The 19,218-nt window shown below is 64.5% G+C and carries 25 protein-coding genes; 12 read left to right on the forward strand and 13 right to left on the reverse strand.

What is annotated here, in order from left to right; all coding sequences use genetic code 11:
• Window positions 1–59 precede the first annotated feature (59 nt).
• The 3 genes from JQ631_RS11600 to JQ631_RS11610 all read left to right on the forward strand — a co-directional run bounded on the left by JQ631_RS11600 (window position 60) and on the right by JQ631_RS11610 (window position 1,838).
• Entirely contained in the window at window positions 60–725 is a 666-nt protein-coding gene (locus tag JQ631_RS11600; protein WP_212326305.1) for an O-methyltransferase, read from the forward strand.
• A 199-nt stretch (window positions 726–924) separates the two neighbouring features.
• Window positions 925–1,269, forward strand: coding sequence for a DMT family transporter (locus JQ631_RS11605; protein WP_212326307.1), 345 nt, complete (start codon window positions 925–927; stop codon window positions 1,267–1,269).
• The gene (locus JQ631_RS11610; protein ID WP_212326309.1) at window positions 1,269–1,838 is read left to right on the forward strand and encodes a TetR/AcrR family transcriptional regulator; all 570 of its coding nucleotides are present in this window, start codon (window positions 1,269–1,271) and stop codon (window positions 1,836–1,838) included. The genes JQ631_RS11605 and JQ631_RS11610 overlap by 1 nt, the downstream gene beginning before the upstream one ends.
• 8 nt (window positions 1,839–1,846) lie before the next feature.
• On the opposite strand, the gene JQ631_RS11615 is transcribed toward JQ631_RS11610, so the two are convergent.
• The 5 genes from JQ631_RS11615 to JQ631_RS11635 form a co-directional block, all read right to left on the reverse strand.
• Window positions 1,847–2,164, reverse strand: a complete 318-nt coding sequence (locus JQ631_RS11615; RefSeq protein WP_433995505.1) for a hypothetical protein — start codon at window positions 2,162–2,164, stop codon at window positions 1,847–1,849.
• A gap of 70 nt (window positions 2,165–2,234) precedes the next feature.
• The gene (locus JQ631_RS11620; protein WP_212328662.1) at window positions 2,235–2,414 is read right to left on the reverse strand and encodes a hypothetical protein; all 180 of its coding nucleotides are present in this window, start codon (window positions 2,412–2,414) and stop codon (window positions 2,235–2,237) included.
• Window positions 2,415–2,694: 280 nt separating this feature from the next.
• A complete protein-coding gene (locus tag JQ631_RS11625) occupies window positions 2,695–2,973 on the reverse strand; it encodes a hypothetical protein (RefSeq protein WP_212326311.1) in 279 nt (92 codons plus the stop codon).
• Between the two features lie 171 nt (window positions 2,974–3,144).
• Window positions 3,145–4,137, reverse strand: coding sequence for an SH3 domain-containing protein (locus JQ631_RS11630; RefSeq protein WP_212326313.1), 993 nt, complete (start codon window positions 4,135–4,137; stop codon window positions 3,145–3,147).
• A gap of 140 nt (window positions 4,138–4,277) precedes the next feature.
• Window positions 4,278–6,200, reverse strand: coding sequence for an FAD-binding monooxygenase (locus JQ631_RS11635; RefSeq protein WP_212326315.1), 1,923 nt, complete (start codon window positions 6,198–6,200; stop codon window positions 4,278–4,280).
• 102 nt (window positions 6,201–6,302) lie between these two features.
• On the opposite strand from JQ631_RS11635, the gene JQ631_RS11640 reads away from it, so the two are divergent.
• A complete protein-coding gene (locus tag JQ631_RS11640) occupies window positions 6,303–6,761 on the forward strand; it encodes a MarR family winged helix-turn-helix transcriptional regulator (RefSeq protein ID WP_212326317.1) in 459 nt (152 codons plus the stop codon).
• Window positions 6,762–6,942: 181 nt separating this feature from the next.
• Entirely contained in the window at window positions 6,943–7,374 is a 432-nt protein-coding gene (locus tag JQ631_RS11645) for a COG4315 family predicted lipoprotein (protein WP_212326319.1), read from the forward strand.
• Here the strand turns inward: JQ631_RS11645 and JQ631_RS11650 are convergent.
• Both JQ631_RS11650 and JQ631_RS11655 read right to left on the reverse strand, forming a co-directional pair.
• Complete coding sequence (locus tag JQ631_RS11650; RefSeq protein ID WP_212326321.1) at window positions 7,371–7,592, reverse strand: hypothetical protein; 222 nt, start codon at window positions 7,590–7,592, stop codon at window positions 7,371–7,373. The genes JQ631_RS11645 and JQ631_RS11650 overlap by 4 nt on opposite strands.
• Before the next feature lie 155 nt (window positions 7,593–7,747).
• The gene (locus tag JQ631_RS11655; protein WP_249160594.1) at window positions 7,748–8,344 is read right to left on the reverse strand and encodes a L,D-transpeptidase; all 597 of its coding nucleotides are present in this window, start codon (window positions 8,342–8,344) and stop codon (window positions 7,748–7,750) included.
• 341 nt (window positions 8,345–8,685) lie between these two features.
• Between JQ631_RS11655 and JQ631_RS11660 the strand changes: the two genes are divergently transcribed.
• Both JQ631_RS11660 and JQ631_RS11665 read left to right on the forward strand, forming a co-directional pair.
• Window positions 8,686–9,669 carry a hypothetical protein gene (locus JQ631_RS11660; protein WP_212326325.1) on the forward strand — a complete coding sequence of 328 codons (984 nt, stop codon included), beginning with the start codon at window positions 8,686–8,688 and terminating at the stop codon, window positions 9,667–9,669.
• Between the two features lie 362 nt (window positions 9,670–10,031).
• On the forward strand, window positions 10,032–10,262 hold the full coding sequence (locus tag JQ631_RS11665) for a DUF6894 family protein (protein ID WP_212326327.1): 231 nt from the start codon (window positions 10,032–10,034) through the stop codon (window positions 10,260–10,262).
• On the opposite strand, the gene JQ631_RS11670 is transcribed toward JQ631_RS11665, so the two are convergent.
• Window positions 10,263–11,048, reverse strand: a complete 786-nt coding sequence (locus JQ631_RS11670) for an SDR family NAD(P)-dependent oxidoreductase (protein WP_212326329.1) — start codon at window positions 11,046–11,048, stop codon at window positions 10,263–10,265. It lies immediately after the preceding gene.
• A 127-nt stretch (window positions 11,049–11,175) separates the two neighbouring features.
• Between JQ631_RS11670 and JQ631_RS11675 the strand changes: the two genes are divergently transcribed.
• The 3 genes from JQ631_RS11675 (at window position 11,176) to JQ631_RS11685 (ending at window position 14,164) form a co-directional block, all read left to right on the forward strand.
• Window positions 11,176–11,568 carry a hypothetical protein gene (locus tag JQ631_RS11675; protein ID WP_212326330.1) on the forward strand — a complete coding sequence of 131 codons (393 nt, stop codon included), beginning with the start codon at window positions 11,176–11,178 and terminating at the stop codon, window positions 11,566–11,568.
• Window positions 11,569–11,670: 102 nt separating this feature from the next.
• Window positions 11,671–11,919 carry a hypothetical protein gene (locus tag JQ631_RS11680; RefSeq protein WP_212326331.1) on the forward strand — a complete coding sequence of 83 codons (249 nt, stop codon included), beginning with the start codon at window positions 11,671–11,673 and terminating at the stop codon, window positions 11,917–11,919.
• A gap of 94 nt (window positions 11,920–12,013) precedes the next feature.
• A complete protein-coding gene (locus tag JQ631_RS11685) occupies window positions 12,014–14,164 on the forward strand; it encodes an ATP-binding protein (protein ID WP_249160261.1) in 2,151 nt (716 codons plus the stop codon).
• A 19-nt stretch (window positions 14,165–14,183) separates the two neighbouring features.
• Here JQ631_RS11685 and JQ631_RS11690 read toward each other — a convergent pair whose 3' ends face one another.
• The 5 genes from JQ631_RS11690 to JQ631_RS11710 form a co-directional block, all read right to left on the reverse strand.
• The gene (locus tag JQ631_RS11690) at window positions 14,184–14,369 is read right to left on the reverse strand and encodes a hypothetical protein (protein WP_212326332.1); all 186 of its coding nucleotides are present in this window, start codon (window positions 14,367–14,369) and stop codon (window positions 14,184–14,186) included.
• A 168-nt stretch (window positions 14,370–14,537) separates the two neighbouring features.
• Window positions 14,538–14,819, reverse strand: a complete 282-nt coding sequence (minE, locus tag JQ631_RS11695; RefSeq protein WP_212326333.1) for a cell division topological specificity factor MinE — start codon at window positions 14,817–14,819, stop codon at window positions 14,538–14,540.
• A complete protein-coding gene (minD, locus tag JQ631_RS11700) occupies window positions 14,816–15,631 on the reverse strand; it encodes a septum site-determining protein MinD (protein WP_212326334.1) in 816 nt (271 codons plus the stop codon). The genes minE and minD overlap by 4 nt, the downstream gene beginning before the upstream one ends.
• A 19-nt stretch (window positions 15,632–15,650) precedes the next feature.
• The gene (gene minC / locus JQ631_RS11705; protein WP_212326336.1) at window positions 15,651–16,349 is read right to left on the reverse strand and encodes a septum site-determining protein MinC; all 699 of its coding nucleotides are present in this window, start codon (window positions 16,347–16,349) and stop codon (window positions 15,651–15,653) included.
• A gap of 256 nt (window positions 16,350–16,605) precedes the next feature.
• Window positions 16,606–17,610, reverse strand: a complete 1,005-nt coding sequence (locus JQ631_RS11710; protein ID WP_212326338.1) for an ABC transporter substrate-binding protein — start codon at window positions 17,608–17,610, stop codon at window positions 16,606–16,608.
• A gap of 99 nt (window positions 17,611–17,709) precedes the next feature.
• On the opposite strand from JQ631_RS11710, the gene JQ631_RS11715 reads away from it, so the two are divergent.
• Together JQ631_RS11715 and JQ631_RS11720 are read left to right on the forward strand one after the other, a co-directional pair.
• Window positions 17,710–18,357 (forward strand): TetR/AcrR family transcriptional regulator, encoded by a 648-nt coding sequence (locus JQ631_RS11715; RefSeq protein WP_212326340.1) that lies wholly within the window; start codon window positions 17,710–17,712, stop codon window positions 18,355–18,357.
• A gap of 84 nt (window positions 18,358–18,441) precedes the next feature.
• Window positions 18,442–19,212 carry an ABC transporter permease gene (locus JQ631_RS11720; protein WP_212326342.1) on the forward strand — a complete coding sequence of 257 codons (771 nt, stop codon included), beginning with the start codon at window positions 18,442–18,444 and terminating at the stop codon, window positions 19,210–19,212.
• Window positions 19,213–19,218 lie beyond the last annotated feature (6 nt).

The following is a 19,218-nucleotide window of genomic DNA, read 5'->3' on the forward strand; positions in this document are numbered from 1 at the left end:
TAGTCGTATTTCAATTCCGACGCAAGCACGCGTTTTGCCCGCACCTCTGGAGACCTCTCATGACCATCCCGACCATCACCTCGCTTGCGCCGCTGCTGGATCGCCTGTTCGGCGAGGACGAAGCTGCAAGAGACGTCATTCGTGCCGCCGTGGCTGACCTGTCCGACGCCGATCGCACGAAGATGATGCAAAGCAAGACCGATTACCGCGACCTCTACCACCGCCTGAAGGACGCACCGCTCGCGGTCTCGCGCGAGACCGGTCACCTGCTCTACATGCTGACGCGGAGCTCGCGCGCCAAGGCGATCGTCGAGTTCGGCACCTCATTCGGAATCTCGACCCTGCACCTTGCCGCAGGTTTGCGCGACAATGGTGGCGGCCGCCTCATCACCAGCGAGTTCGAGCCGACCAAGGCGGCGCGGGCGCGCGAAAACCTCTCGGCCGGCGGACTGATCGATCTCGTCGAAATCCGCGAAGGGGATGCGCTGAAGACACTCAGCGTCGATCTGCCCGATCAGATCGATCTGGTGCTGCTCGATGGCGCCAAGGCGCTCTATCCCGAAATCCTCGATCTGGTCGAAGAGCGTCTGCCTCCGGGCGCGATCATCGTGGCCGACAATGCCGACGATAGTCCCGACTATTTGGCGCGCGTGCGCGCGCCCGGTAGCGGCTATATGTCCACGCCTTTCGCAGGCGATGTCGAATTCTCGGTGCGGATCAGTTAGGACCGCATCGAACATATCGCGCTATCCCGGGGCCGCCGCACGCTTCGCCGTGCGGCGGCTTTATGTTGTCGGCCGACAGGTTCCGCGCTGTCGCAGGCTCGTCACCGATACGTGATATCTGCTCCCGACAAAAGCCATGTTGCGCGTGCTAAACATACCAACCGCGCGGTATCTTTTCTCGTTATATCCCGAGCATCCCATGACGTCCGCCTTTACCTCCTATGCAGCGCTTGCCCTCGCCATCGTGCTCGAGGTGACGGCGTCCGCCTTTTTGCAGCAATCCGCGCAATTCACGCGGCCGTGGCCGACGCTGGCGATGGTGCTGTTCTACGTCGCCTCGTTCTACGCGCTGTCGGTCGCGATCCGGGTCATTCCCTTGAGCATCGCCTACGCGATCTGGGGTGGGGTCGGCATCATCCTGACCGCCACCGTCTCCTTCGTGCTGTTCCGCCAGATGCTCGACGCTGCGGCCTTCGTCGGCATCGGCCGGATCGTGTCGGGCGTCGTGGTCATCAACCTGTTCTCGCAGACGACGGCGCACTGATGCCGGCGAGCGCCTACACCCGCGCCAAGCAACCCGAGCAGGTGCGGCGCGCCTTGCTCGACTGCGCGGAAGCCATCGCCATGGACCACGGTGTCTCCGGCATCACGGTGCAAGCCGTGGCGGCGGCAGCGGGCGTCACCAAGGGCGGGCTGTTTCATCATTTCGGGAGCAAGCAGGCCCTGATCGAAGGCCTGTTCGCTGACCTGCTCGCCCGCGTCGATGCCGAGATTGACGCCGCCGTCGAAGCGGATCCGAAGCCGCGCGGCAGCTTTACGCGCGCCTATGTGAGTGCGGTATTCACTGGAAAAGCCTTCGGCTTTGCCACGCCATGGGCGGCGCTGAGCATGGTGGTCGTCACCGATCCGTCGCTGCGCAGATTGTGGAACGACTGGATGAAGGCGCGTCTGAAACGCCACCGCAGCACCGATGCGGCGCCGGAGCTTCAGATCCTGCGTCTCGCCGCCGACGGTGCCTGGCTGTCCTTCGTCACGACGGGACAGACCCGTATGAATGCCGATTTGCGCGCCGTGCATGAACGCCTGATCGAGCAGACCTACCGGCGCGCGTAACCGGCCGACTACTGGCCCTGCGCAGGCTTCGGCGGACGCGGCTTGGATCGGGATGGCTTTGGCTTCGCCGCAGCAGCGGCAGGCGGCGTATCGACCGACACCAGATAGGCTGCGAGTGCCTTGGCGGTGTCGGGGCCGGCCGAATAATGGTCCTGGAGGAACCAGGACAGCGTCAGGCTGTAGCGCCCTTTCGCGAGCCCCCTCGGGCTGCGATGGCAGGTCGTGCAACCGTCAGCGAAGAGCTTTTCGGGCGATTTGCCGGCGTCGAGATTTTGCGCGGAGGCAAGCGGCGGTACCAGCACCGCGGCAATGGTCCCCAAGGTCACCAGAGGCGCGATAACTTCGCACCCCCGTCGAATGAGCGATCTCAATGTCGTCCCCTGGCCCGTCCTGCAATCACGCCGCCAGCAACTGATCGAACTCCGGCGGCGCGTAGGCCTTGCCGTCATGATCGGTGATGACGACCCGCCACCCTTCACTTGCCCAAACCTTTGCCTTGGCCACGATGAGCAACCTGCTCTCGCGGGCAAAACTGTACTTCTCATTGTCGCGTTCTGCGATCATTTTGTAGGCCAATTCGCATCCCCTGCGTCGCCCTGCACCCGCTCTCGTCGTGGCAGCGGGCTTTGGCGGCAATTCGCCGGGAGCGTGGCAATTTGGTGCCCTCCGCGGCAGCATTGTGCGCCGAACCCGGTTCCTTCCGAGCCGTCGGCGCCTCCTGATGTGCCGCACCTGAACGCGATTCTGCTTGCCGTGAGTTGTTCGTCGCCTCGCCTGCGGACGCGCAGGGGCAGAGCCGCCAGCCGGGCTCCGGCCTATCGCCGCCGCGACAGAACCGATAGCGCCCGAAATCCGCTTAGTGGACGCGGATCACATGTGGCCGGCCCAGATCTATCAGACCCTGCACGGCCGACAGGCGGTCGTCCAGGGCAGCAATGGTGAGCAACAGATTGTTGCGGCGCTCGTCGAGCATACCCATGTCGGCGCCGCTGAGCTTTGTGCTCGCCCGTTCCTTGTGGATGCCGTCGAGGGATTTGCGCAAGCCGGCAATCAGGCCGGCCAGTTGCTTGGCCTCTTTGGTCATCGACCGCTTCGCGACATTTTGGCGGCGCGACTCCGCCTGGTTCTGTCTCATCGTCATCCTCCCGTAGCCCCGCTGCCCCGAGTGGAGGCTTACAGCTTTGAGTAGACATATTACGATCGATGAAATCTGCCCGCGAAGAACTTTCTCAAATTTTACGCGCACGGAACCTGCACGCGGCCAGCAGAAAGCCCGGCGCGACGGCCGGGCTTTCGTTGGGAAACGCTAGTGCTTGTGCGGACCGCCGCCGGGGCCGCCGCCGTGCGGAGCGGCATTGGCGTGCGGAGCGCCGCCTCCGCCACCCGGATGCGGCATCGCAGGCGCAGCCGCACGCGGTGCCGGCATCTGCGCATGCGCGTTCATCGGCGCACCATGGCTGACATTCGGCTGAGCCATGTGCGGCATGGCAGACCGAGGCGCAGCAGACACACGCGGCGCTTCATGCACACGCGCCATCGGCTGCGCACGCACCGCAGCCCGGGCAGAGGCCGGCTCGTGCATCATGCGTGCCTGCGCATCACGGGGATTGCGTCCCTGCCGCACGGCGGCTCGCTCATGCGCGATGCGCTCACTTCCATGCGCGATGCGTTCGCTTCGTCCGGCACCGGTCCGATCGGCCGTCACTGCAGCGTCGCGCTTCGTGATGGCTGCGTCACGCCGCGCCGTCGCAGCATCACGCCCGGAGATCGCGGCGGCGCCGTTGACATTGCCCTTGCCGTGGATGCCTTCGCGTCCCAGTGCGACTGCAGCGTCACGCGTCGCCGCGCGGCCGATACGGGCCGCGTGCGGATTGATCGTCATCCGCGTCGCCGAACGCTCGTGCGAGCTCCAGTAATTATTCCAATAGGCGTGGCGGCGATACCAGGGACGTCCCTCGTAATAGCTCGACCAGTACGAGCTCAGCACGAAGGGAACGACGGGCACGTCGATCTCGTCCGCATAGTCGGGCAGATAGACGTAGTGATTGCGGTAGAGATATTCGAGATATTGCGACGATACCCAGCCGCGGTCGTCGGAGAAGCTCACGTCACACCAGGCATTGCCGCGCAGGCAACCATGGATGTTGACGCGGGCACCCTCGGGGATGCGATCGACCATCGGAAATCCCGCACCCGGGCCGGCGCGCAGGCCGGTCGAGACGGTAACGACACCAGGCGCGGCCAATGCGGCCGTCGGCGCGAGCAGCAATGCGGCAACTAAAGCGGTTCTCAGTCTCATGATGAAATCCTCCTCTGAGAGGCGGAACGCGCGAGCGGAATAAAGCGTTCCGCTCACGACCATCGCATCATCCAAAAGATTGAGAGACGCGCGGCGCGCCGGGTTCAATATTCATCCGCCATTCATCGGCGCGGCACGTGTCAGTTCACCTGTAGCATGAAGCCATCGAAATATGCCGCAAGTGCAGCAAAGTCGTTGAGCGGCAGCACCTGCGCGACATACTGATCCGGCCGCACCACGACCATGCAGCCGGACGTGCGATCGATGCCGCGCATGGTGAAAACGTCCTGGCCGCTCTTGAGGTCCGGACAGAACATCTTCTCGTAGTCGTACAAGCCGTAACGGCCCTTGCTCGGGAGCAACATAGGCGGCATTGCCTCGATCGCGAGCTCGCGATGATCCTGCTGAAACACCGCACGCAAATCGATCATGGCGTCGATATCGGCTCCCACGGGCGTGTATCGCCGGATCGGCGATTGCCGGGACTCCGTGAGGAAATTGCACAAGGCACGAATGGCCGAGCCCGACGCTGCGGGATTCTCGGCGGGAGAAAACGCATAGATGCGGAAGCGACCGTCAGCTTGCGCCGCGTGACCGAGATGGACCGGCTTGGCATCGCCGAGCCGAATGACCGGTGCCGAGTGGAAGCGCTTGCCGATGACGAAGCCTGGCGCGAGATGCTGATGCGAGGATGCGCCGGTGAGGATCGACGGCGTGTAATGCGTCGCCGTACCCGCGGTGTAGCGACCATGCCTGACAAAATAGTCCTGCGTCTTCGCCGCATCGGCACCGCCAGCCTTGGCCGCGGAGGCCAGGATCCCCGCCCACTCGCGATCGAAATCGATCAGCTCCTTCGCCACTGCCTGCCGCTCGGCCGAATAGGAGTGCAGCAGGTGTGGGGCACATTGCCCGCGGAGAACTGCCGCGAGCTTCCAGCCCAGATTGAAAGCGTCCTGCATCGAGACGTTCATGCCCTGCCCGGCCTTCGGGCTGTGGGTATGGCAGGCATCGCCGGCGATGAAGATGCGCGGCAGGCGCGAAGCGATCTCGGCTTCCGGCACGTCATCGAACTTGTCGGTCAGACGCTGGCCGATCTCGTAGACCGACCACCAGGCGATCTCCTTCACCTCGAGCGTATGCGGCGTCAGGATCCGCTGCGCTTTCGCGATCACGTCGTCGGCCGTGATGTTACGGTTGGCGACGCGCTCGCCGACGTCGAGCTTTGCCAGTTCGACATAGAGGCGCACCATGTAGCCGCCTTCGCGCGGAATGATCAGCAGGCTGCCGTCCTTCGCCGACTGGATCAGGGCCTTGAAGCGGATATCGGGAAAATCGGTCACGGCCAGCACGTCCATCACGCCCCAGGCATGATTGGCGGAATCACCGTGCAGCTCGCGGCCGATCGATTTGCGCACGGTGCTGCGCGCGCCGTCGCAACCAACGACGTAGCGCGCCTTGATGGTCTCGACCTTGCCTTCATCAGCGCTATCGACGCGTTCGAGGCGCACGGTCACGGCATGATCAGCGGGGCCCGCGGCCGGATCGACCTGGAAATCGAGCAAGCGTCTGCCGTAATGGGGCTCGAGCTTTGCGGACGACTTGCGCATGACGTCGAGAAAGCCGTCATGGATGCGCGCCTGGTTGAGGATGACGTGCGGGAATTCCGACAGCCCGTCCTCGACGTCCTGCACCCGGCCGCTGCGGACGATCTTCTCCGGCGCCCGCTCGTCCGGCTTCCAGAACGTGGTCTCATTGACCCAATAGGCCTCCTTCAGCACCCGCTCGCTGAAGCCATAGGCGTGGAACATCTCCATGGTGCGGCAGGCGATGCCGTCGGCCTGGCCGACCGCGAGCCGGCCCGGCTTCTGCTCGACGATGCAGGTCTTGATCTCAGGGAATTGCGCGAGCTGCGCGGCCAGCGTCAAACCGGCAGGCCCGCAGCCGACGATGAGGACATCGACCTCGCCGGGCACGGCGCCGACGGCACCCCCGGCCTGCACGCGCTCGGCGGCATCGGCGATTTCAGGATCGCCCGGCTGGAATCCATTGAGATGGAATTGCATGAGCACTCTCCCGTTGACGACTTGTTCGATATTGCTCAGTATGCTGACTATCAGTATACTTGTCAATAATCGTCCACCGTCCCCGCCCTGATGGAGAATTCGGTGAAAGACAACAACGACATGCCCGGCCATCTGGCTCGGCGATTTCAGCAGATCGCGGTCGCCGTGTTCCTGGCCGAGGTCGGCGAAGCCGGCTTCGACCTCACCCCGGTGCAATACGCGGCGCTTGCGACCATCAAGGCCAATCCGGGCCTCGACCAGGTCACGCTGGCAGGCCTGATCGCCTATGACCGTACCACCATCACCGGGGTGGTCGATCGCCTCGTGCAGAAGGGCCTTGCCGAGCGTCGCGCCAATCCCCGCGACCGCCGCGCCCGCGAGCTCGAGATCACCGATGAGGGCCGCCGCACACTCCGCAAGATCACGCCGGCGGTCGAATCCGCCCAGCAGATCATGCTGCGCGGCCTCAGCACCAGGGAAGGCGAGGACCTGATGCGTCTGCTGCGCAAGGCCATCGCCGCCGGCAACGAACTCAGCCGCGCCCCGCTGCGCGAGGCTTGACGCGTTTCGAGCAAAGCGGCCGATGCGGGTGAGGAAAACCCGGCTGGCAAAAGGCCATCACCCCGTAGTTTTGTACGTACTTGTCGCAGTATCCAGAAACCAGGAACTAACCTTCGGCTGCTACCGTCCCCCCCAATTCGGCGCTTAACGCGCGATTAACTTTGCCGGTTTGGAGTTTCGGATGTTCAGGTTCGTCATTGCGACCGCAGTCATGGCACTGTCCGCCGGCCACGCGCTCGCCAACGGACACGGCGGCGGCGAAGCCCCTCCGCCGAAGCCCGAGGCGACGACCGCGCCCGCGAAGGTCATCCTGACCAAACAGGGTCCCAAGCTCGTCGATCTCAAGGGGATGACGCTCTACATTTACGAGCGCGACACCAGCGGCAAGACGTCGAGCTGCAACGGCAAGTGCACTGAAAGCTGGGTGCCGCTCGCCGCAACAGCCGAAGCCAAGCCCATCGGCGACTTCACCGTGATCAATCGTGAAGACGGCAGCAAGATGTGGGCATACCGCTATCGCCCGCTCTACACCTCACCGGCCGACAAGGCGCCGGGCGATGCCAACGGCAACGCCACGACGCTGCAATGGCGCGTCGCCCGCCCCGACAATTAGGGTGCGAACGGCGCGTGTCCGCCGCCGCTCGACGCACCGGCGAGCTTGGCCTGGGCCGCGGAATCGACCGCAGCGTAATTCACCTCCGGCGGCCAGTGCAGCGCCGCGTACAGCACCACGCCGGCCAGGATCGATCCGTAGAATCCGAGCATGGCCAAACGCCACTTGCGCACGACGCGACTGTCGTTCTTGTCAAATTGACGAATGAAATTTTGCATGATGCCTCCAATGGCAACGAGCCATCGAGGCATAACGCAACCGACTCACGGCGCCTGTGAAGCAATTCACCATTGCTGTCGCCGCGCCGTCGATCGGCGCGGCAGACATTCAAGGTTCAGTGATGCGCTTGATGCAACAGGTCAGATCGACTGTCTCACCCGCGCCAGCTCGGGGCCGACTCGATCTGCGCGCTCTGTCCCGGCGGAAGCACCACGACGGTCGCGTTGAGCTTCACCCGGTCGAACAGATCAATCACGTCCTCGTTGCGCATCCGGATGCAGCCCGACGAGATCGCCTGCCCGATATACTCAGGCTGGTTGGTGCCGTGAATGCGGTAGAGCGTGTCCTTGTTGCCGACATACAGATAAATTCCGCGTGCACCCAGCGGATTGGCGGGACCGCCCGCCACGCGCGCCGGATAGGGCCCGAGCCGCGCCTGGATTTCCGCCGTCGGCACCCAGTCCGGCCATTCCGCCAGACGGCCGACGCGCGCAACGCCCGAGAAGGCCATCGCCTCCTCGCCGACCGCAACGCCATAGCGGATCGCCTTGCCGTCGGGCAGCACGTAATAGAGATAACGCGCGTCGGTATCGACCAGGATCGTGCCCGGCTGTTCCTTGCGCGGATAATCGACGACGTGACGGAGATATTGCTCGGGCACGCTCGCCTGGGCGTAAGGTGGATGCGCCAGCAACTGCCGGTCGCGCGGCGTCATGCTCGCGTCGGTCGACGGCGACAGTGTCGCCTGCATGCAGCCGCCGAGCGGCAGAAAGGCGGCAACGAAAAGTGCGATTGATGATCTTGGCACCGCCGGCCCCCCGATAGCGGATAGCAGCGCCCCCAGCAGGCTGAGATGCTGCCCAAATCGTGCTGAAAACAAGGCAATATGGAACACGTGCCCGTGTTCGGCCAGCCCGGTTCCATCACCACATCTGGCGGAAGACGGTCGCAGTGTCTCCATCGCCTCGCCTTGCTTTGGTCAAACCCGGCTGGACTCGTGCGCCATCGGGCCAGCCTGATCGGATCGGGATGGGTTCACACCAACAGATCGGCTCGCGCCAATGCGGGCGCCAAGGGGTCAAAGGAGCTGCGATGCTCGCGACGTTGAACAGCCGGCAGATCGTGGATGAGATCGTGAAGGATACGGTCAAGGACAACGATCCGCATGACGCGGTGCAGATTTCGCCCGACGAGATCAGGGTCTCGCGCGCCGGCAGCGAGGCGCCAACGTTGGCACCGGAGTTCACGGCCCGCCCGGAGCCGAAATTCGCGCCGGAGCGCAAAGTGACGATGGAGCCGAAGTTCAGCCTCGTGTCGGAGCCGCAAGCAGCTGCGCCCCCGGTCGACACCGCGGTACGCGTGACTGCGAGCGACGGTCTCAACCGGCCGAAGAGATCGGCCGCCGGCAAATGGCTGCGCGGTGCGTTCCTGACCTTCCTGTTTGCGGGCGGCAGCGCCGCTGCCACCGTCGCCTGGGAGAAGCACGGAGATACCGCGACCAGGATGCTTGCCGAATGGACACCGGCGCTGGCGTCGCTGCTGCCTTCGGCGTCGCAGACCGCACCGGTCGCAGCCGCGCAGGCGGCGTCGCCCGTCGCCCAGGATCAAACCGCCGACCAAACTGCAACACCGCCCGCAGCACCGGTTGCCACTCCCGCTGATGCACCTGCACCTGCCGCGACACAGGCCGAGGCGGCGCCGTCGGTGGAATCGATGACGCGTGACATGGCCGCGATGGCGCAGCAGATCGAGCAGCTCAAGGCCAACATCGCCGAGTTGAAGACTGGTCAGGAACAGATGGTGCGCGAGATGGCGAAGCTGCCGGCGCCAAAGCCGGTTGCCGAGGCGCGACCGGTCAATCCGCCCGCGCGCGCGTCGGCGCTGCCGCAGCGCGCTCCGGCACCGGTTCGCAAACCCAAACCGGTCGTGTCGCATACTTACATGCCGGCCTATACGCCTCCGCCGCCGCCGTCACAGGCTGCCGCGCTCCCGCCGCCGCCACCACCGGTCGCAACGACACAAGCCGTCGCCGATGATGACGGACCTGTCGTGCGTCCGCCGATGCCGCTGCGCTAGGATTGCATCAAGCGAATGCTGTCCGACTCGATGCGATGATGTGAGTCCGTGCGACTACGGTGATGCGCCGCTATTCGCCCAAGAGAAAAGGCCGTCGGGATCTATGCCGCCGGCCTTCTCTTGCAGCTGCCGGTTCGCGGAGCCCGGTTCTGCTGCAATTCCATGCCTCATGATCAGGCCGACATATTTAATAAAACCTTAATGAACGCGAACGTTGCACATCATTTCTGCGCCATAAGCGCAGAGATTGCGCGCTCCGTTCATCGGATAGATATCGACTCAGTGGTAAGATCCATCATGTTTTGAAGACTTCCGTCGAAGGCTTCGTTTAGAGATTTGGATCGTCACACCGGGGAATTCGGATGCCATACTACTCCTTCGATCTCGTGGTCGGTGAAGAGTTCAAGAACCAGGGTGGAATCATCCTCGAAGATATCGAGGTCGCCTCCGATCGCGCCGTTCAACTGGCCAGCGAGCTGTCGCAGGTGAAGCCCGAATTGCAGCGAACGGGTTGCGCGGTGCGCGTCACCGATCGCGATCACAACGAGGTCTATCGCACGCCACTCGATCCCGTGCCGGCCTGGCGGCGATAACTAATCGTCCAGCACCGGCGCCTCGAACCAGTTCGTCAGCGACAATCCACCATCAACGACGAACGCCGCGCCGGTCACGTAACCTGAGAGCTTGTTCGACAGCACGGTGAGCGCGACTGGCACGAGGTCGTTGGCCTCGCCGAGACGCCCGAGCGGAATGTGTTTCGCCAGCGAGGCATGCGCGACAAAGCCGCCGGCCGCGATCGCACCCGGGACCAGCGCGTTGACGCGGATGCCGTGACGGCCAAAGCTCTTCGCAAGCTCCTTCACCAGCATCGTCATCCCCGCCTTCGCCGTCGAATAATGCGGCAGGTTGCGCGGCGTGCCCGCATGCAACGAAGTAAGAAACAGGAACGAGCCCGATCGTTTCGCCGCGATCAACCGTTTTGCGATCTCCCGCGCCAGATGAAAGCCGGCCTCGAGATTGACGGCGTGCATCTCCCGCCAGGTCTTGCGATCGACCGCGAGTGCGTGATCGCCCTCGCGCCGCGGCGGAGAGGCGCTGTGCACGAAATGCGTGACCTCGCCCAGCGCTGCGTCGGCGGCTGCAAGCAGCTCGTCGCACGCCTCCGGTTTGGCGAGATCGCCGACCCAGGGCAGCGCGAGGTCTGGCGTCTCGCTCGCGCCGATGGCGGCCTTCACCCGCTCGGCACCCACATCGGCAAACAGCGTCCGAACGCCCTCGCCGACCAGACCCAGCGCGACCGCGCGGCCGATGCCGTTGCCGGCACCGGTGACGAGCGCCCTGTCGCGTGCGGGATCGAACGGCGTGCTGAACAGGCTCATGACGTTCTCCGGGACCTACGAATGGCTCAATCTAGCGCGTCGCGCCAACACGCGACAATCGGGCCGGCAACCATTGCGGAGCGGCCCGCCGGGCGCTAGCCTCCCCAAAAACGAGGAGGACCCAAGGATGCGCTACCCCTTGCTGATGGCAGGCCTGTTGCTGATCGCAGCCCCCGCCCAGGCGGCTGACGACCACACGCGCTCGACTTACGTGACGATGGTCTTGCAGGCTTTTGCCGCCAAGGTCGAATGCCCGAACACGGATGTCGCCTATCAGGATCTGGTGCAGAAGGCGCAGCAGATGCAGCTTCCCGACGGCACCACCGAGCAGGTGCGCAAGGCGATTGCCTGGATGCACACCGGCGGCAAGATGGGAGAGAAGCAGGCCGACGACATCATGGCGGAGGTCGCGGTCGCGACCCAGGCGACAGATCTCGACCAGCGCCGGCTCGGCATGACCAATTGGTGCGAGAAGCAGAAGACCAGCCTCGCCGGTCTGATCCGCAGCAAGGGTGGCTAGACCTTTCTCGCCGTTAAGGACGCTATGACGGAACCGACGCCCCGGCCCATAATCGTCACATTCCTGGCGAGCATGCGGGGCGTCTTCAATCCGGAGAATCCCATGCGGATCACTCATCTCGTCTTCGCCGGAGCGCTCGTGGCGAGTACCGCGCTGACCGCGTCAGTGCTGGCGAAGAATGCCGATACCCAGAAGGGCGAGGACAAGGCGACCTCGTCATCTTGCAGTGCCTATCAGCAGGCGCCGGACGGATCGTGGGAGCAGCTCTCCTGCAAGGAGACCGGCGAGCGTGCGCAGCCGCAGACCCAGCACAAGCCGGTGACGCAAGGCGCCGATCACGGCGAGCGCTGATCAGAACTGGGCGGGAACCGGCCGGCGCCCGCTGGGTTGAGCCCGGCAGCTTGCCGCGGTGCAGAGGCCGGTTAGAATGCCGTGGGCAGGGCTGATGAGCAGCCCTCTGGAAACGCCAACCCCGCGAGCGCTTGTGGATTCGACCGAGTTTGAGGACCTGCAATGCCGCCTGAAGGCGCTTGAGGAGGAAAACGCACGCCTTAAGGCGCAGGGAATCTCTGTCGTCAGCGAGCGGCAAAAGGCGGAGTCCGCGCTTGCCGAAAGCGAGCAGCGTTACCGGACGCTGTTCAACTCGATCGACGAAGGCTTTTGCATCATCGAGTTTTTCGACGGCCCGCACGGCCCGCTCAGCGACTACGTTCATGTCGAGGCCAATCCCGCCTACACCCAGCATGCCGGCATTCCCAATGTGGTCGGCCAGAAGGTCCGCGAGATGGTGCCGGCCGAGGCCGACGGCTGGGTGGAGCTCTATGGCGGCGTCCTGCGTACCGGCGTTCCGATCCGGTTCGAGCGCGAGCTGGTTGCGACCGGCCGCCACCTCGAGCTCGCCGCCTTCCGGGTCGAGCCGGCAAACCGCAAGCAGGTCGCCGTGCTGTTCCAGGACATCACGCCGCGCAAGCGCGCCGAGCAGGAGCTACAACGCCTGAACGAGACGCTGGAAGCGCGCGTGGTCACGGCAATGGCCGAGCGCAACGTATTCGCCGACCTCGTCGAAGGCACCGACGCTTTCGTGCAGGTCGTCGATCCGAACTTCCGCTGGCTTGCCATCAACGGCGCGTCGGCACGGGAATTCCACCGCATCTTCGGCGTCATGCCGAAGGTTGGCGACAATATGCTGGAGGTGCTGAAGGACCAGCCGGAGCATCTCGATGCCATCCGCACCGTGTGGTCGCGGGCGCTTGCCGGCGAAGCCTTCGTCGAGATCGCCGAGTTTGGCGAGCCCGGGCGCGCCCGCCGCTTCTACGAGATGCGGTTCAACTGCCTCCGTGACGGCAATGGCCAGCTGCTCGGCGCCTACCAATATTCCTACGACGTGACCGAACGCCTGAAGGAGCAGGAGCGCCTGCGCCAGGCCGAGGAGGCGTTGCGGCAATCGCAGAAGATGGAAGCAGTCGGCCAGCTCACCGGCGGCATCGCGCACGACTTCAACAATCTGCTGACCGGCATCACCGGCTCGCTGGAGCTGTTGCAGACCCGGCTCGGCCAGGGCCGCGTCAAGGAGATCGACCGCTATGTGAACGCGGCGCAAGGCGCGGCCCGGCGTGCCGCGGCCCTCACCCATCGCCTGCTCGCCTTCTCGCGACGGCAGACGCTCGATCCGCGGCCCACTGATCTCAACCGGCTGGTGATGGGCATGGAGGAATTGATCCGCCGCACCGTCGGCCCGGAGATCGCGCTGGAGGTCGTCACCTCAGGCGGATTGTGGGCAACGCTTATCGATGCCTCGCAGCTCGAAAACGCGCTGCTCAATCTCTGCATCAATGCCCGTGACGCCATGCCTGCGGGCGGCCGCATCACCATCGAGACTGCCAACCGCTGGCTCGATGAGCATGGCGCCGGCGAACGCGATCTCGAACCCGGTCAGTATGTCTCGCTTTGCGTCACCGACACCGGCATCGGCATGACGGCCGACGTGATCGAGCGCGCCTTCGATCCGTTCTTCACCACCAAGCCCATGGGTCAGGGCACCGGCCTTGGCCTGTCGATGGTCTATGGCTTCGTACGCCAGTCCGGCGGACAGGTGCGCATCTATTCGGAGGTGGGCCAGGGCACCACCATGTGCCTCTATCTGCCGCGCCATTACGGCAAGGAAGCCGAGAAGCCCTCGGCGCTCGCCAGCAAGACCACGATGCGCTCGCAGGCGAGCCACACCATCCTGATCGTCGACGACGAGCCGTCGATCCGGATGCTGCTGACGGACGCGCTGGAAGAGATCGGCTTCGACGTCATCGAGGCGCATGACGGTCCGACCGGGCTCAAGATCCTGCAATCGGACGCCAGCATCGACCTGCTCGTCACCGATGTCGGTCTGCCCGGCGGCATGAATGGCCGCCAGCTCGCGGACGCCGCGCGCGCGACCAAGCCGGCGCTGAAAGTGCTGTTCATTACCGGCTATGCCGAGAATGCGATCATCGGCAACGGCCAGCTCGCGCCTGATACGCAGGTGCTGACCAAGCCGTTCGTCGTCGAGGCGCTGGCAAGCCGCGTGCTCGATATGATCAAGGATGGAACCGGACCGGGCTGACGGATCCGGTTCCAGCGCGTCAGCTAAGGGCCGGTCCGCGCATGATCTTCATGGCATCGGCGATGTGACGCCACTCCTTGGCCTCTTCGGCATCGCCGCGCCCCTCGCAGGCCTGGGCCTGCTCCGCGGCCTTGGCGATCGCCGCGAAACCATGCTGTTCCAGCATCTGCCGGGCGACGGTATGAACCTGGACCTCGGACATCATGGGCGCTTCTCCCTGATTTGACGATCCCGCGGCGCATCGTTCGCGCGCTAGGCGGGTCTCTGACAACGATCACACCACGCGCCCCGTTCCGCATACGCACAAAACAAAGGCGGCCCGCTATGCCCAGCGGACCGCCTTCATCCACCCCAAAGTCTGCGGCCGCGTCCCCTACGCGACCGCCGCCTTCTTGCGCTCGAAGTCGTTGGGCACCTCGATATCGACCTCCAGCGTCGATACCTCGTCGCCGCGCTCGAGCCGCACGATCACCTTGGTCGGATCCAGCATGACGTGCTTGGAGACCACGGCGAGAATTTCCTCACGCAGCACACCGAGCAGGTCGGGCTGGCCGCGCATTCCGCGTTCATGGGCCAGCAGGATCTGCAACCGTTCGCGAGCGACGGGTGCGGACGCCTTGTTGCCGCGGAGAAGCCGGAGCAGACCCATGCTCATGCAGCCCTCCGTCGCAGCAGACGATCCATGAAGCCCTTGCGTTCCGTCGGCACCTGCATCGGCACAGTGTCGCCGCAGAGCCGCCGCGCCGCGTCGATATAAGCCCGCGCCGGGGCGCCTTCGGCGTTCGACAACGTCACCGGCGTGCCGACATTGGAGGCCTTCAGCACGTCCTGGCTCTCGGGGATGATGCCGAGCAAGGGCGTTGCGAGGATTTCGAGGATGTCGTCGATGGTCAGCATTTCGCCCCGCGCGGCGCGCGACGGATCGTAGCGGGTGATGAGAATGTGCTTCTCGACGCGCTCGCCCTTTTCGGCCCGAACGGTCTTGGAATCGAGCATGCCGATGATGCGGTCGGAATCGCGCACCGAAGAGACTTCCGGATTGGTGACGATCACGGCCTCGTCCGCAAAGCGCATCGCCATGGAGGCGCCGCGCTCGATGCCGGCCGGGCTGTCGCAGATCACCCAGTCGAAGCGGCTGCGCAGGTCGTCGATGACCTTGCCGACGCCCTCTTCGGTCAGCGCGTCCTTGTCGCGGGTTTGCGAGGCCGGCAACAGCCAGAGATTCTCCAGACGCTTGTCCTTGATCAGCGCCTGCGGGAGTTTCGCGACCCCCTGCACCACGTTGATGAGGTCGAACACGACGCGGCGTTCGGCGCCCATCACGAGGTCGAGGTTGCGCAAACCGACGTCGAAATCGACGACAACGACCTTGTCGCCGCGCTGCGCGAGCGCAGCTCCCAGCGCGGCGGTCGTGGTCGTCTTGCCGACACCGCCCTTGCCTGATGTCACGACCAGTACCTTGGCCATCTCAAATATCTCCTTCTGGTCAGTTCAGCGCAGTAATTCGCATGGTATTGCCCTGCAGCCAGGCCTGGGCCGGCTTGCCGCGCAGGGCCTCGTCGATGTCGTCGGCAGTCTGATAAAATCCATCGATTGCAAGCAGTTCGGCCTCGATCTTCTGGCAATAAATGCGCGCGCTCGTGTGACCGTTCACGCCCGCCATGGCGCGGCCGCGGAGCGCGCCGTAGATGTGAATGGACCCGCCGGCGACGACTTCCGCGCCTGAGCCGACCGAGCCCAGAATGGTGACATCGCCTTCGGGGAAGATCACGGTCTGGCCGGAGCGCACGGGGCTGTCGAGCAGCAGGGAGGTCGGCTTGGCCTCGACCTTGGCCTCGGGCTTCTTGGGTGCGGTCGGTTCGATCACGCAGCTGCGCCCGCCCGAGAGCAGTGGCGGCATCGACGGCGTCAGCCGCGCCTCCTCCACGCCCTCGATGCCGAGCACGCGGATGTTGCGGTCCTGGAGGCTGGTAAGGAGATGGCCGATACCGGACTGGCTGAGATCGACCGAGGACAGATCGACCACCACGGGCCGGCCAGCAAAGAAGCCCGGCGAGCGCGCGATGGTGGTGTCGATCTCCTGGAGCCAGTCCTGGATCGGAACCGTCGGCACAAAGACGAAGGCCACATAGGAGCGCCCGCGCAAGCGCACCATCTGGCGTTGAGGTTTTGCTAGGGCCTCCATGGCGGCCGACTCGTTCCCTGTTATTGAATGGTTAACGATGCCGCCGATATGGTTAATGGCCGGTTAATTTCTCCGTGGGGTACGCGGGGAGTTCGCCGGCGGGGCCGCTCTCGTGCCCGGCCCTGGCGATGTGGGGGCGCCGCCATTTCCCCATCGTCCTTGCGAGCGCAGCGAAGCGATCCAGACTGCCGCGGCGGGACGATTCCGGATTGCTTCGCTACGCTCGCAATGACGGGAGAGAGAGGAGCAGCCCCCCCTACTTCTTCACCTTGCTCGCATCCATCTTGATGTTGGGATCGAGCATCTTGGTCGTGAACGCGGTGGTCACGTCGAACGGCTTCTCCATGCCGAGGTACGTCTGGACCAGCTCGTAGTCCTTCTTCATCCGCTCGCCATCGATCCAGCCGAGACCCTTGGTCGTCGTGAACTCGTCGGTCATCAGGTATTTGATGCGCTCCCACTGGCGCTCCTGGTTCGCCTTGTCGAGGCCGGAGACCTGGTCGAGCAGCGCCTTCAGGCACGGCTCGACATCGGCGACGCAGGCCGCAAAGGCCTTCTGCGAAATGCGCACGAACTCTTCGGCGATCTTCGGATTCTTCTGCAGATAGGCGCCGTTGACGATCAGCGAATTGCCGTAGGGATTGAGGCCGATGTCCTTCCAGTTGACGTAGCCGAGGTCCTGCCCGAACTCGATCACCTTGAGATCGTGCTCGTTGTAGAAGTCGCTGATGATGTCGACGGTGTGGCTCTTGAGGCCTGCGATCTTCGCGGTCGGGCCGATATTGACGAAGCTGACCGAGTCGGGCGCAATCCCCGCGGCCTTGGCGAAGGCCGGCCACATCACGCGCGAGGCATCGCCCGGCGGATTGCCGATCTTGTGGTTCGGGAAGTCCTTCACGCCGTTCACGCCGTAGCTTTTCAGCCAATAGAACGTCTGGCCGGTATTGGCGTAGATGCTCATGAGCGCGACGTCGTCGGCGCCCTTGCTCTTGGCGACCAGCATGGTGGCGAGATCGGCGATGCCGAAGGGGGAGCCGCCGGAGCCGACCTTGGCCGCGGAGACGCCGGAGCCCTTGCCGACCTCGATGGTGAGGTCGATGCCGGCCTTCTCGTACCAGCCCTGCGCCTTGGCGTAATAGAACGGCGAATGGTCGGCGGTCGGCGTCCAGTTCAGGATCAGATTGACCGCCTCGCCCGCGCTGGCCGGCACCGCCGGCAGACCGAGCACCAGCGCCACAACAGCCGCCTGTAAACGCTTCATCGCATCTCTCCCTGTGCCAGCCCCCGGCTTGTCGCTCTCGCCGTGTGAGGATACCAATGCAACAAGGCCGCCCTCAACTTGTCAACTGTTTGGTTGGAAATGCCCGCAAAACGTTCAGGTGACACCGTGCCGCAGCGCCGCGACCCCGTCGCCACCCGCAACAAGCTGCTCACCGCGGCGCGCCTGGAATTCGCCAAGCACGGTTTCGCCGGCGGCCGCGTCGACGAGATTGCGGAGCGGGCCGGCGTCAACAAGCAGCTCGTCTATCATTACTTCGGCGACAAGGACGCGCTGTATCTTGCCGTGCTCGAATGGGTTTATGCCGACATCCGCGAGCAGGAGCGCCAGCTCAATCTCGAAGGCCTGCCGCCGGAAAAGGCGATCCGGAAGCTGATCGAGGCCTCATTCGATTACCTCGCCACCAACCCTGATTTCATCGTCCTCCTGAACGACGAGAACCGCGGCGGCGCCCGCCACGTCCGCGGCTCGACGCGGCTCGAGGCGATGCACTCGCCGCTGATCCGGAGCGTGTCCCACATCCTGCACGAGGGCGTCCGCGCCGGTGTGTTCCGGAAAGGGATCGATCCGATTCAACTCTATATCTCCATCGCCGGCCTCAGCTATTTCTACCTGTCCAACACGCCGACGCTGTCGGCGATCTTCGGCAAGGACCTGTCGAGCCGGGCCGCAAGGCGCTCCCGCCGACGGCACGTCGCCGATCTCGTGCTGCATTCGCTCCGGCCTTAATCAACCAACTGGTTGAAACCCCCCGCAAGGCCGGTTAGGCTGACGACCGGCAGCAGGGTGGCTGCCGGCAACAGGGAGCAACCCGTGACGGGAGACGCAGCCCGCACCTCGCGCAACTTTGCGATCATCCTGATTGCGCACCTCGCCGTGCTCGTGCTGTGGCAGGTCGCGGTCGACGCCTTCCATGTGCCGAAATTCATCCTGCCCTCCCCGCTGGCGACCATTCAGACGCTGGGAACCGCAAGCTATTCCTGGGGCGCCAACACGCTGGTCACCGCCGTCGAGATCCTTGGCGGCTTCGCGCTCGGCGCGGTCGTCGGCGTCGCGCTCGCCGTGATCTTCAGCTGGGCGCCGCTCGTGAGCCTCGTGCTGCTGCCGCTGTTCGTGACGATGAACATGATCCCGAAGGTCGCACTCGGCCCGCTCTTCATCGTCTGGTTCTCCTACGGCATCGTGCCGAACATCCTGATCGCCTTCAGCATCTGCTTCTTCCCGATCCTGCTCACCACCGCGCGCGGCTTGCGCGAGGTCGAGCCCGATCTGCTCGACCTCGTCAAATCGCTGCGCGGCTCGCGCTGGACGCTGTTCCGCAAGATCCAGTTGCCGGGATCGCTGCCTTACGTGTTCTCCGGCATGAAGGTCGGCGCCATCCTCGCGGTCGCCGGCGCCATCGTCGGCGAGTTCATCGCCTCCGAGCGCGGGCTCGGCTACCTCATGATCCAGGTGCAATCCTCGCTCGACACGCCCGCGATGGTGATGGCGGTGGTCTTGCTGACATTGCTCGGCGTCGCGCTCTACGGCCTGGTGCTCGTCCTCGAACGCATGTTCGTGGTCGGCGACGCCAGACAGAACTAGAACGGC

The sequence above is a fragment of the Bradyrhizobium manausense genome, assembly GCF_018131105.1.
Classification (GTDB): Bacteria; Pseudomonadota; Alphaproteobacteria; order Rhizobiales; family Xanthobacteraceae; genus Bradyrhizobium; species Bradyrhizobium manausense_B.